Source organism: Pontibacter virosus (assembly GCF_003096355.1).
In the GTDB taxonomy this organism is placed as follows: Bacteria; Bacteroidota; Bacteroidia; order Cytophagales; family Hymenobacteraceae; genus Pontibacter; species Pontibacter virosus.
In genome coordinates, this window is record NZ_QEKI01000002.1 from 428,741 (window position 1) to 440,785 (window position 12,045).

General features: G+C 50.3%; 10 protein-coding genes. 4 read left to right on the forward strand and 6 right to left on the reverse strand.

Annotated features, from left to right (window positions below):
* Window positions 1–150: 150 nt before the first annotated feature.
* The 3 genes from C8E01_RS04950 to serA all read left to right on the forward strand — a co-directional run bounded on the left by C8E01_RS04950 (window position 151) and on the right by serA (window position 6,447).
* The gene (locus C8E01_RS04950; protein WP_116542237.1) at window positions 151–3,054 is read left to right on the forward strand and encodes a glycoside hydrolase family 3 N-terminal domain-containing protein; all 2,904 of its coding nucleotides are present in this window, start codon (window positions 151–153) and stop codon (window positions 3,052–3,054) included.
* 69 nt (window positions 3,055–3,123) lie between these two features.
* Window positions 3,124–4,272: an N-acetyl-alpha-D-glucosaminyl L-malate synthase BshA gene (bshA, locus tag C8E01_RS04955; RefSeq protein WP_207774867.1), complete on the forward strand. Its 1,149-nt coding sequence runs from the start codon at window positions 3,124–3,126 to the stop codon at window positions 4,270–4,272.
* Window positions 4,273–4,554: 282 nt separating this feature from the next.
* Window positions 4,555–6,447 carry a phosphoglycerate dehydrogenase gene (gene serA, locus C8E01_RS04960; protein WP_207774868.1) on the forward strand — a complete coding sequence of 631 codons (1,893 nt, stop codon included), beginning with the start codon at window positions 4,555–4,557 and terminating at the stop codon, window positions 6,445–6,447.
* Window positions 6,448–6,529: 82 nt separating this feature from the next.
* Here serA and C8E01_RS04965 read toward each other — a convergent pair whose 3' ends face one another.
* Window positions 6,530–7,063: a DUF7935 family protein gene (locus C8E01_RS04965; protein ID WP_116542240.1), complete on the reverse strand. Its 534-nt coding sequence runs from the start codon at window positions 7,061–7,063 to the stop codon at window positions 6,530–6,532.
* A gap of 156 nt (window positions 7,064–7,219) precedes the next feature.
* Here C8E01_RS04965 and C8E01_RS04970 point away from each other — a divergent pair, with 156 nt between their 5' ends.
* Window positions 7,220–7,567 carry a HesB/IscA family protein gene (locus C8E01_RS04970; protein ID WP_116542321.1) on the forward strand — a complete coding sequence of 116 codons (348 nt, stop codon included), beginning with the start codon at window positions 7,220–7,222 and terminating at the stop codon, window positions 7,565–7,567.
* Window positions 7,568–7,634: 67 nt separating this feature from the next.
* Here C8E01_RS04970 and C8E01_RS04975 read toward each other — a convergent pair whose 3' ends face one another.
* The 5 genes from C8E01_RS04975 to C8E01_RS04995 form a co-directional block, all read right to left on the reverse strand.
* Window positions 7,635–8,114, reverse strand: coding sequence for a hypothetical protein (locus C8E01_RS04975; RefSeq protein WP_116542241.1), 480 nt, complete (start codon window positions 8,112–8,114; stop codon window positions 7,635–7,637).
* Window positions 8,115–8,124: 10 nt separating this feature from the next.
* Window positions 8,125–9,012, reverse strand: a complete 888-nt coding sequence (locus C8E01_RS04980; protein ID WP_116542242.1) for a ChaN family lipoprotein — start codon at window positions 9,010–9,012, stop codon at window positions 8,125–8,127.
* Window positions 9,013–9,070: 58 nt separating this feature from the next.
* The gene (locus C8E01_RS04985; RefSeq protein ID WP_116542243.1) at window positions 9,071–9,607 is read right to left on the reverse strand and encodes an STM3941 family protein; all 537 of its coding nucleotides are present in this window, start codon (window positions 9,605–9,607) and stop codon (window positions 9,071–9,073) included.
* A 91-nt stretch (window positions 9,608–9,698) separates the two neighbouring features.
* Window positions 9,699–11,033 carry an ABC transporter permease gene (locus tag C8E01_RS04990; RefSeq protein WP_116542244.1) on the reverse strand — a complete coding sequence of 445 codons (1,335 nt, stop codon included), beginning with the start codon at window positions 11,031–11,033 and terminating at the stop codon, window positions 9,699–9,701.
* Window positions 11,026–11,937 carry an ABC transporter ATP-binding protein gene (locus C8E01_RS04995; protein ID WP_116542245.1) on the reverse strand — a complete coding sequence of 304 codons (912 nt, stop codon included), beginning with the start codon at window positions 11,935–11,937 and terminating at the stop codon, window positions 11,026–11,028. The genes C8E01_RS04990 and C8E01_RS04995 overlap by 8 nt, the downstream gene beginning before the upstream one ends.
* Window positions 11,938–12,045: the final 108 nt, after the last annotated feature.

The window sequence follows — 12,045 nt, forward strand, 5'->3', positions numbered from 1 at the left end:
GGAGGCAAAAAAGACCGGAAATAATTTTTCTTGTTTTTTGAACCGCCTTCTGCAAAAATAGGGGTAATTTCGACTTGTTCCAATATATAATACCAGTACAGGATGTTGAAGAGTTTTAGCTTAGGGTTACTTATACTTATCTTTCTCGGAATGGGACCACTGATGTCACTGACACCGTCAGACAGCATTATTGTGGCTTCGAAAGAGCAAAGCTGGGTAGACAGTGTCTTTACGTCTATGACTCCCAATCAGCGTCTGGGCCAGCTGTTTATGGTGGCTGCCTATTCCAACAAAAACGAAAAACATTTCCAGTCAATCGATACCCTGGTGAGCCGATACGGCATTGGCGGCATCATGTTCATGCAGGGCGGTCCGGTGCGACAGGCCCAGCTGACCAACCGTTTCCAGAGCAAGGCCCGCGTGCCCATGCTGATCGCGCTGGACGCCGAATGGGGCCTGAACATGCGCCTCGACAGTAGCATGCACTTTGCCAAGCAAATGACGCTGGGCGCGCTCAACGACGACAAGTACGTATACCTGATGGGCCGCGAAATTGCGCTTAAAATGAAGCGTATGGGCGTGCATGTGAGCTTCTCGCCGGTGCTGGACGTAAACGTGAACCCGGCCAACCCGGTGATCGGCAACCGCTCCTTTGGCGAGACCAAAGAAGAAGTAGCCCGTCGTGGCGTGGCTTATATCAAAGGCCTGCAGGACCACGGTGTGATTGCCGTGGCCAAGCACTTCCCCGGCCACGGCGACACCGACACCGACTCCCATCTGACCCTTCCGGTGGTGAACCATGACATGAAGCGCCTCACAGATGTGGAGCTATACCCTTTCCATAAATCTTTTGAGGCCGGTGTAATGGGCGTGATGGTCGCGCACCTGCACATGCCAAAGATCGACTCTACTAAAAACCAGGCGGCTACACTCTCCAAGCCAATCGTGACGGGACTTCTGAAAGAAAAGATGAAGTACAAGGGCCTTGTATTTACTGATGCCCTGAACATGAAGGGCGTGAGCAGCTTTTACAAGCCCGGTGAAGTGGACCTGAAAGCCCTGATGGCCGGTAACGACGTGTTGCTTTTCCCGGAAGACGTACCGACCGCAGTGCGCAAGATCAACGAGGCGATCACTGCCAAGCAACTCAAGCAGGAGGACATTGACCAGCGTGTACGCAAGATCCTGCACGCCAAATATTGGGCCGGTCTGAACAACTACAAGCCAGTGTCGCTGACCAATCTGCAGCAGGACGTAGATCGTCCGCTGAGCAATGTGGTGCAGGAGCAACTTTACGAGCATGCCGTAACGGTAGCCCGCAACAAAGGCAACCTCATTCCTTTCCGCAACCTGGATACACTGAGCATTGCATCCGTAACCATTGGCACAGGCCCTAACAACATCTTCCAGCAAACGCTGGGTAACTACGCGCCTGTAACCAAGTTTAACATCAAAGACCGGTTTGCACCAGACACGGCTTTTACCAAACTTATAGCAAAACTGCAGGACCATGATGTGGTAGTAGTGAGCGTGCACGGCATGAACAACACTCCTTTCCGTGATTTTGGCATCGGCCTAGGCACACGTGCTTTCATCAAGTACCTGCAGGAGCGAACTGACAAGAAGGTAGTAGTGGCCGTTTTTGGAAACGCCTACAGTCTGAAGTACTTTGACAAAAGCGACTGGCTAGTAGTAGGTTACGAAGATAATTCCATATCGCAGTTGCTGGTGCCACAGGTACTCTTCGGCGCCCGCGCTGCGAAAGGCAAACTGCCAATTACCGCCTCTGCTACGCTGAAGGCAGGTACAGGGATAACTACTCCTTCCCTCGGCCGCCTGAAGTATGGCACGCCGGAGAGTGTGGGCATGGACTCCAAGACCTTGGCTCAGATCGACAACATCGCCACCGAAGCCATTGCCTATGCCGCGACGCCGGGCGCGCAGGTACTGGTGGTGAAGAACGGCACCGTGATCTTCAACAAATCATACGGCCACTATACCTACGACAAGAAAAAGCCGGTAACCAACACCACGGTATACGATATCGCGTCCATCACCAAAGTGGCGGCTACGCTGCAGGCGGTGATGTTCCTGAAAGACCAGGGCAAGATCAATCTCGACGAAAAAGTAGCCACGTACCTGCCGGAGCTGAAAGGCACGAACAAAGCCAATCTGGTGATTCGTGATGTGCTGACGCACCAGTCTGGTTTGCGCGCAGGTATACCGCACTGGCAGAAAACACTGGATAAGCTGCAGTTGAACCAGACCTTCTACGCCAGCGCCCAGAACGATGTGTTCCCCAACGAAGTAGTACCGGGCATCTACTCCATCAAATCGATGGAAGACTCGCTGTGGGCCTGGACCGTGCGTTCTCCGTTACTGACAAAGCCGAAAGCTGCAAAGGCCTACGAATACCAGTACAGCGACCTGGGCTTTTACATCCTCAAGCGCATGTCGGAGCGCATGCTCAACCAGCCGCTGAATGAGTTCATGGATCAGAACTTCTACGGTCCGCTTGGTTTGAGCACCATGACCTATAACCCGCTCCTGAAGCACTCACGCGATGTGATCGTCCCAACCGAGGATGATAATTACTTCCGCAAAAACCTGATCTGGGGTACGGTGCATGACCAGGGCGCTGCCATGATGGGCGGTGTGGGCGGCCACGCAGGCCTGTTCTCCAACGCCAACGACCTGGCCGTGCTCATGCAGATGAACCTGCAAAACGGCAACTACGGCGGGCACAAGTTCTACAACACCCCGGTGGTGACGGAGTTTTCGAAGCGCCAGTCCACCACCAGTCGCCGCGGCCTGGGTTGGGACAAACCCGATCCGGACGGCAACGGCCCGACTTCGAACCTGGCCTCAAAAGCTACTTTTGGCCATACCGGTTTTACGGGTACAGGTGCCTGGGTAGATCCCGAGAACCAACTGATCTACATTTTCCTGAGTAACAGGGTATACCCGGATGCCGGTAATTCCAAACTGGTGAAGTATAACATCCGCACCCGTATACACGATGTGATTTATAAATCGATTGTTCCTAAAACTTAACATAGAATGGATTGTTGACAAATGCAGCTCCGCGTGGGGCTGCATTTGTTGTTTCCTCAGCATAAAACCATGAAAATCGGAATAGTTTGTTACCCTACCTTCGGGGGAAGCGGCGTGGTCGCCACTGAACTTGGCAAGGCACTGGCCCTCAAAGGGCATCAGGTACACTTTATCACTTACAGCCAACCGGCCCGACTCGACTTTTTCAACGAGAACCTGTTCTACCACGAAGTATACATCCCGAATTACCCGCTCTTCCAGTACCCGCCCTATGAGCTGGCGCTGGCCAGCAAAATGGTAGACATCGCCCGTTTCGAGAAGTTGGACGTGTTGCACGTGCACTATGCTATACCGCACGCTTCGGCGGCCTACATGGCCAAACAGATTCTGCGCACCAAGGGCATCCACATACCTGTTATCACGACCCTGCACGGTACAGACATTACCTTGGTTGGCAAAGACGCCTCTTTTGAGCCAGTGGTAACATTCAGTATCAACCAATCGGATGGCGTAACAGCTGTTTCGGAGAGTTTACGTACTGAGACCTATGAGTTTTTCCAGATCGAGAAAGACATAGAGGTGATCCCAAACTTTATCGACCTGAACAAATTCAAGCGCCAAAAAAAGGATCACTTTAGAGCGGCGATCAGCCCAAACAACGAAAAACTCCTGGTGCATACTTCCAACTTCCGGGGCGTGAAGCGCGTGGAGGACGTGATCCGGATTTTTGCCAAAGTGCGTGAGCAAATGCCATCCAAGCTATTGATGGTGGGAGATGGCCCTGAGCGCCCTAAAATGGAGAAGCTGTGCCGCGACCTGAACATCTACAACGACGTGCGCTTTTTGGGTAAACTGGAGGCAGTCGAAGAAGTGCTTTCCGTTGCCGATCTTTTCCTGATGCCGTCTGAGAAAGAAAGCTTTGGTCTGGCCGCGCTCGAAGCGATGGCCTGCGAGGTGCCCGTTATCTCGACCAACGCCGGAGGTATACCTGAGCTGAATGTGCATGGCGTAACTGGTTTTGTGAGTGAAGTAGGCAATGTGGACGACATGGTGAGAAATGCCTTGTATGTCCTTGATGATGCCAACCTATCTACTTTCAAAGCAAATGCTCTGGCCCGTGCCAACGATTTCGATATCGAGAAGATTGTGCCACTCTACGAGCAGTTCTACCTGCGCATTATCAATGCCCAATTGGCTGAAACCAGTAATCCGCTGTAATTCAGAAATAAAGACTAAAAATCCGGCCGCTATACCTGTTGCCGGATTTTTTTATGCCCTATATTTACTTTTGTATGTCATCTCGACGAGAGAAGAAAACAACGCCCTCGCTCGCCTCTGGCGAGTGTAAGGTGTGTTGCAGACTCTGACCACAAGTTTTTCTGCCACGTGCTCTTCCGGATTGAGAAATCCAGAAGAGCGATAGAGAACTGGATCGGGAGACTTTATAGCGCGAGCGTCCACGCTCTCGCTATGTATATTCACCCTACGACATTAGAAACTATGACAAAGGACAAATACTATATCATCGACTTCGACAGCACTTTTACACAGGTAGAAGCGCTCGATGAACTGGGCGAGATAACGCTTGAAGGCGAGGAAAACAAAGCGGAGATTCTGCAGCGAATCCGTGACCTGACCAACGGCGCCATGGAAGGAAAGAGTTCGTTTACCGAGGGGCTGTCCAAGCGATTGGCCTTGCTCAAAGCAAACCGTCGCCATCTAAAGCCGTTGATCCAGCTTTTACAAAACAGGGTGTCGGACTCCATCAGGCGCAACAAAGACTTCTTCCAGGCATACGCCGACAACATCCTGATCGTGTCGAGTGGTTTCAAGGAGTTCATCACCCCGATTGTAACCGAGTATGGCATCAAGGAAGAAAACATCTACGCCAATACCTTTAAGTTTGACGAGCAGGGCAATATCATCGGCTTTGACGAGGAAAACTTGCTGAGCCTGGACCGGGGCAAGATAAAGCTACTGGAAGAGTTGGCGCTGGAAGGCGATGTGTACGTGCTGGGAGATGGGTATACCGATTACGAGATTAAGGAGGCAGGTCTGGCCAATAAGTTCTACGCTTTTACTGAAAACGTGGTGCGGGACAACGTGGTAGCCAAAGCGGATAATGTGGCCCCAAGCCTGGACGAGTTTCTGTACCAACACAAGCTGCCGATGGCTATCTCCTATCCCAAGAACCGAATTCGGGTGCTGTTGCTGGAGAATGTGCATCCGAGGGCAATCGAGTTGTTCAAACGCGAAGGCTACCAGATCGAGACAGTATCTGGCGCTTTAAGTGAGGACGAGTTGTGTGAGCGCATCAGAAACGTATCTGTGCTTGGTATACGCTCTAAAACGCAGGTAACTAAGCGCGTGCTGGAGCATGCCAACAAACTGATGTGCATCGGCGCTTTCTGCATCGGCACTAACCAGATCGACCTGAACAGCTGCCTTGATGCAGGTGTGGCGGTATTCAATGCCCCTTACAGCAATACCCGCAGTGTTGTGGAGTTAGCCATTGGTGAGATCATCATGCTCTGCCGCAACGTGGTGGACAAAAGCACCAAAATGCACCAGGGCATTTGGGATAAATCGGCTACAGGCAGTGTGGAAGTGCGCGATAAGAAACTAGGTATAATCGGCTACGGCAGTATTGGGGCGCAACTGTCCGTGCTGGCCGAGGCACTGGGGATGGATGTGTACTATTATGATGTGATAGAGCGCCTGCAACTCGGCAATGCCCGTAAATGTGAGACGCTGAGGCAGCTCCTCGAGATATCGGATATTGTGAGCCTGCACGTGGATGGCCGCACCAACAACGAAGGCATGTTTGGGAAAGAAGAGTTTGCCGCTATGAAAGACGGAGCCATTTTCCTGAACCTGAGCCGTGGGCATATTGTGGACTTGCCAGCACTGGTAGAAGCCATTAAATCAGGCAAGTTGCATGGCGCTGCAGTGGATGTGTTTCCTTACGAGCCCGCCACCAACGACGAAGAGTTTGTAAATGAACTACGCGGTTTGCCCAACGTCATCCTGACCCCACACATTGGTGGCAGCACCATGGAAGCGCAGGAAAATATCGGCACCTTCGTCCCGAGCCGTATCATGGAGTACATCAACACAGGCAACAGCTACCAAAGCGTCAATTTCCCGAACATCCAACTACCAGAACTTAAGAATGCACACCGCCTGATCCACATTCACCAGAACGTGCCGGGCGTGTTGGCCAACATCAACAGTGTGCTGGCTGGAAACCAAGTGAACATCTTAGGCCAATACTTGAAAACCAACGAACAGATCGGTTATGTGATCACCGACATCGACAAGTTGTATGATAAGAAAGTGATCGAGGAGATGAAGCAGGTACCGGCCACGATCAAGTTCCGGATTTTGTATTAAGTCACGGTTTCAGGTATAGCGGATCCATAATTCGGTCAAATCACGAACAATCTTATAGGCTATACCTTCTCTACTTTATAACTCAAAACACTTGCCCGATCTCCTGCTTCAGGAAGCTGATGGCTCTGGCGGTTGGGTCTATTTCGTTGTTGAGGACGTTTTCCAGGATGCGTTTGGCCAGTTCAGTGCCTTTCGCCTTTTCGCCCAGACTTTGGTAAGATTTGTTGATCAGGTTCACCACTTCTTCGCGGGCGTGCCGTACCTGCTGCCAGGATTGTTCCGTCATGTAAACCTGCTGCGACATGTTGTGGTTGAACTCATTGCGGATCTCTGTGAGCAGGATACGGTGGTACTCAGCGGCTGAGTGTTCTCCACCGCTCACACGCAGCAGCAAGTTACTTGGCGTGATACGCTCTAGCAGTAGCACGATGCGCTCGTATGCCTGCAAGCGGATGGGCGTTACGATTTCAGCATTTTTTTGACGCAGTTCCAGCAGGCGTAGCTTGTAATCTCTCTCCAGCACTTTTTTAAGCATCGAGTAAGCTACTGCGGCCACCAGTATGGCAGGTATAGAAATCTTAAGTATATCGAGTATAATATTGGTACCTTCTTCCATTTGCATTCGTTTTGAACCTTAAATATCGGAAAAAATTAATTTAGGTTGGCATGAATCATTTTCAGGGTATAGCTGTTTTGCTAATACATTGGGGAGCCGCAGCAAAATTGCGAGTAATTGCGTAAATTGCAGCTCCATTTCAAATTTGAACAGACTATGGCAACTGAAACAAAAACTGCACCGATAACGCTTACTGAAAAAGCGTTGGTTGAGGTTAGAAATATAATGCAAGAGAAGAACGTGCCTGCCGAATACGGCCTGCGAATTGGCGTGCAAGGCGGTGGCTGCTCAGGTATGTCTTACCTGCTGGGCTTCGACAAGGCAAAGGACTCGGACGAGGTATACAACCTGGACGGCCTGAGCCTGATTATGGACAAGAAGCATGCGATGTATGTGCTGGGCATGGAAGTTGATTTCCAGGACGGCCTGAACGCGCGCGGCTTCGTTTTCAGCAACCCACAGGCGAAGAGTACCTGCGGTTGCGGAAGCTCGTTCTCTGCTTAAAATTACCTTTCTTTCTCTTTAGTAGAAAGACAAAGCCCGGCCAATTGGTCGGGCTTTGTTATTTTAATCAATGGCGGTCATCATATTGAGTAACTCTTGCTACAGTATCCGCCTTAAATTCAACATCTATTACATGAGGCTGTAACGAAAACGGGCCTGGCAACCGCCCTGTATAATATTTCCACCTTTCATTTCTTTGGTTTTCTCTACCCGTTATACCCAACCACTTTTCAACTTCCGGTCTGGTCTTTCCAATAAGCAGTTCACGAGCGATTAAGTCTTCTGTCATCTTATACCGTTTATCCGGCTCTGCCCACCATTTTGCCTGATCAAACTCTGTATCCGGGTAATAGCGCCAGATAGCTAGGCTCGAAGAGTAAGTGAGCAGGAAACTCAAGAGAATAAAGGATAGCCCCCCTACCCACGCTGTAGACTTTTCAAGCTGATACTTTCCCCTCAAAGGCTTTGCGTAATAAAAACTTACAATACAAATGCCTGAGAAGGCTACTATAAGGAAAATCACCCAGGAAAAAGTAGCTATCAGCATAAGACTGTATTTAATAAGTACGTGTCATAGTCGAGGGCACCACCAGAATAAAATCCGCTTTCTGCTTGTTCTCTTCCGTCAGCTTGTCCAGATCTTCCTGCAGTACGGTCGTGATAGTCAGCGTTTTAAGCTGTGGGTTACCTTTCTTCAGGTACCAGCCTATACCTTCAAAATTGTCTGAATGATAAGCGCCGTTCAGGTGCAGCATTTTTTTACCGATGCTCACTTGTTGCAATATGAAGTGGGTCATGGTCGCGTCTTTCAGGGCTTGTGCCTGCACGATGTTTTCACTTTTGGTATTGCCGTGGGTGCTGCCGCCAAACATAGCCAGCATGTTCTTATACCCCGGCAGGTTCATATCCACCTGTACGGGCAATGGCGCGATGTAGCGCCTGGCGTCTGCCGACACATTTTCCAGCGCCTTCAGGCTACCGGCTGATACCATGGCGGCATAGCGGCGCGGCACGTTGGTCGCTATGAAAGGTATAGAAGCTTCTTTGGCAAAGCGAACCACGGGTCGGTAGTCGGTCTTGTAGTTATTCCAGGGCCGCGACTCCTGCTCAAAGTTGTTCTCCGCCACTTGCCCTGACAGGTATTCGTTCAGCACCAGTTGCACATCCGATTCAAACATTTCGGCGCCTATGGCAAAGTTCTGCTGGTGTGCCTTGTGCAGGTCTTTGGCTACTTCCAACTGCAGCCAGTGGGCAATCGGGTCGTTGTGCTGCTCACCAAACAGAACTACATCGGCCTTCTGCAAGTCGTCCAGCATTTTGCTATACCTTACCTGCTTGCCCTTTGCCGTAAAGAGCTGGTAGGCGGGTTTGTCTTTGTCTGTGGCGGAGGCTATACCTGTGGTGAACATGAGCAACAGGAGTGTGAGAAGGGAAAAATTGGTCATCTTTTCGTTATTACTCTTTAACGGTCATTTTATTCGGGAAACTTATTCGGTTCAGTGTTTAGAGCACTTTTCTGTTTTCTAATCCTTCACACAGCAGCCGCTCTAACTCTTTATATTTAATCTGGAGCGAATTTGCTGTAATGGATAAGGGTGTTCCATACATCTTGTGATTCGCCTGCATTGCTTTCCTGGAGAACATATTAGTAGCGCGCGCCATATATTTCTCAGGATTGTTAGTATGCAATAGCATTATCTTATTCGATGCGATCTCCAGTGTTTCTACGCCAATTATATCCTGCCACTCAATTAAACCAACGCTTACCGCACTTGAGTTATCCGTAATACCTTCTTCATCAATCGTCAGTCCTACCTTCTTATCGAATAATTTTCTAAGGATGTACACTGCGCCTAACCCAAAGGACAGTAAAGCAGCAACTCCAGCTATCCGGATAATCTCCTCACTCCTAAAAATTGGAGATATGAATCTGGCCGGCTCTATTGCAAAGAAAACGCCTATAACGACGAATGCGACGGCTCCCACCAAAAAGAGCATCATTTTCGCTTTGCTAAGCGGTATTTCTATTTTCTGGTTCATTGTCAAATATTAAGTTCCCCCTATCAAGGTACAAAAAAATAGCTGGCTCAGAAGAACCAGCTATTCTAATTTTATACCTATACCTGATCAGCTACACCCTGTAAAACAACCACTTCGACAATTCTTTGTAGTTAATCTTCTTGCCATACATCAGTATACCTACGCGATAGATTCTGGAAGCGATCCAGGTAGTGAAGATGAAGCCCAGAATGAGGAGACCCATCGAAAGCAGGAGTTCGCTGGCAGGCACACCGAAAGGAATACGCACCATCATCACGATCGGCGATGTAAACGGTATGATCGACATCCAGAACGCCACAGGCCCATCCGGGTTCTGTATCACCACGGTGTACGACATGATGAAGGAGATGATCAGTGGGATCGTTATCGGAAACATGAACTGCTGCGTGTCGGTCTCGTTATCCACGGCGGCGCCAATGGCCCCGAAGAGGGAGCCGTACAGCAGGTAGCCACCCAAAAAGTAAAACAGGAAACAGCCCAGCAAGAGTGGGAAATTCAGGTTGGAGATGGCGCTGCTCACTTCCGACAACATGTTCGCCTGGCTTTCTTCCTGCGTCTGGGCCGACTCTTCGCCAGTCGCTAAATCCCGTCCGGCTTGCATCTGCTCGATGGGTGTGGGCGATGGCTTGATGTCAAAAGCCGCCTGCACACCGCCCACCACAATGGTCGACAGCACTACCCAAAGCAAAAACTGCGTCAGGCCCACGCCGGCTATACCTACGATCTTGCCCATCATCAGCTGAAATGGCTTCACCGAAGAGATCATCACCTCCACAATGCGATTAGTTTTCTCCTCAATCACGCCGCGCATAATCTGCACGCCATAAAGGAAGATGAAGAAATATATGATCACCGCCCCGATGATACCAGCCCCTGACGTCACCCAAACGTTGCTGTCACGCTCGCCACTTTCGCTCAGGTTCACGGTCGTCATGGTCACGTTGGCTTTCATTTTGTTGAGCATCTCGCGGTCTATACCTGAGGCCATAAAACGCTGGCTCTCAATTTCCTTTTCGAGCATGTTTTCTAGCCTGAACTTCACCTGCAGACTGGTGTTCTTCTTCGAGTAGAGGCGTATACCTTCCGGCTTGTCCAGGTCGAGCTGCGGGATGTGCAGCAAGGCAGTGTAGTCTGTTTCCTGATATACCGTTTTGGCCTGCTCCAGCGAACCAGCTGCTATAGGTATGATTTTCAGGTCTTCCTTACTTTCCAGCTTATCGGCAAAGAGCCCACTTTCGTCCAGCACCATCACCACATCCTCGCTGTCCGATATAGTGGCCAGCCAGGCAGGTATAACCATGAAAGCGGCCAGCAACAGCGGTGTCAGGAAAGTCATGATGATGAAGCTTTTCTTCCGCACGCGTGTCAGGTATTCGCGTTGTATGATGAGCCAGATCTTATGCATGGTAGGTTTCTTTTACTTTTCGGATAAATATGTCATTGATACTCGGCACCAACTCCACAAAGGAGTGCACCTCCACGCGCTGAATCAGGTAACGCAGTAAGTCGTTTGGCGAAGCGCCGTCGAGCAAACGAATGGAAGCACGGAACACGCCATGGTTATCGTGCTGTTCCAACACCTCAAAATCCGGCGACGTGATTAGCAACTGCCCGTTGCCAATCACCTGGTAGGTATCGGTCTTGTACGTGTCTTTGATCTCGCGCACGGGCCCGTCGAGCACCTTGCGGGAACGGTTGATCAGGGCGATGTTGTCACAAAGCTCCTCCACCGACTCCATGCGGTGCGTCGAGAAGATAATGGTCGCTCCATTGTCGCGCAGGCGCAGGATCTCGTCTTTGATCAGGTTGGCGTTAATGGGGTCGAAGCCGGAAAAAGGCTCGTCGAGAATGATCAGAGAAGGCTCGTGCATGACCGTGGCCATAAACTGCACTTTCTGCTGCATGCCTTTCGAAAGGTCCTCGATGTGCTTGTTCATCCAGTCCTTGATCTCGAAGCGCACCACCCATTCTTTGATTCGGGCCGTGGCCTCGTCTTTGGTCAGGCCTTTGAGCTGGGCAAGGTATAGCAACTGCTCCCCTACCTTCATTTTTTTGTACAGACCGCGCTCTTCAGGCAAGTACCCCATGTCCTTGATGTGCGACGGGCGCAGTTTTTCGCCTTTGAAGTATATCTCGCCAGAGTCGGCTCCTGTTATTTGGGTGATGATGCGGATAAGGGATGTTTTGCCTGCTCCGTTTGGTCCCAGTAGGCCGAAAATGCAGCCGGCCGGGATGTCGAAGCTGACGTTGTCAAGGGCAGTGTGGTTGGCGTAACGCTTGGTGACGCCATCTATTTTAAGTATGCTCAATGCGGTTAACCTTTTGGTATGTTCAAAAATAGCCTTTTTAGGGCTGAGTGACAAGCAATATCAATAAAGCCCTATACTTAATCGACTAATGCAGGTATGGGCTATACC

Excerpts from the sequence above, each read along its gene's own strand:
- C8E01_RS04950 (WP_116542237.1), top strand. The coding sequence starts at position 151 with ATGGGACCACTGATGTCACTGACACCGTCAGACAGCATTATTGTGGCT.
- bshA (WP_207774867.1), top strand. The coding sequence starts at position 3,124 with ATGAAAATCGGAATAGTTTGTTACCCTACCTTCGGGGGAAGCGGCGTG.
- serA (WP_207774868.1), top strand. The coding sequence starts at position 4,555 with ATGACAAAGGACAAATACTATATCATCGACTTCGACAGCACTTTTACA.
- C8E01_RS04965 (WP_116542240.1), bottom strand. The coding sequence starts at position 7,063 with ATGGAAGAAGGTACCAATATTATACTCGATATACTTAAGATTTCTATA.
- C8E01_RS04970 (WP_116542321.1), top strand. The coding sequence starts at position 7,220 with ATGGCAACTGAAACAAAAACTGCACCGATAACGCTTACTGAAAAAGCG.
- C8E01_RS04975 (WP_116542241.1), bottom strand. The coding sequence starts at position 8,114 with ATGCTGATAGCTACTTTTTCCTGGGTGATTTTCCTTATAGTAGCCTTC.
- C8E01_RS04980 (WP_116542242.1), bottom strand. The coding sequence starts at position 9,012 with ATGACCAATTTTTCCCTTCTCACACTCCTGTTGCTCATGTTCACCACA.
- C8E01_RS04985 (WP_116542243.1), bottom strand. The coding sequence starts at position 9,607 with ATGAACCAGAAAATAGAAATACCGCTTAGCAAAGCGAAAATGATGCTC.
- C8E01_RS04990 (WP_116542244.1), bottom strand. The coding sequence starts at position 11,033 with ATGCATAAGATCTGGCTCATCATACAACGCGAATACCTGACACGCGTG.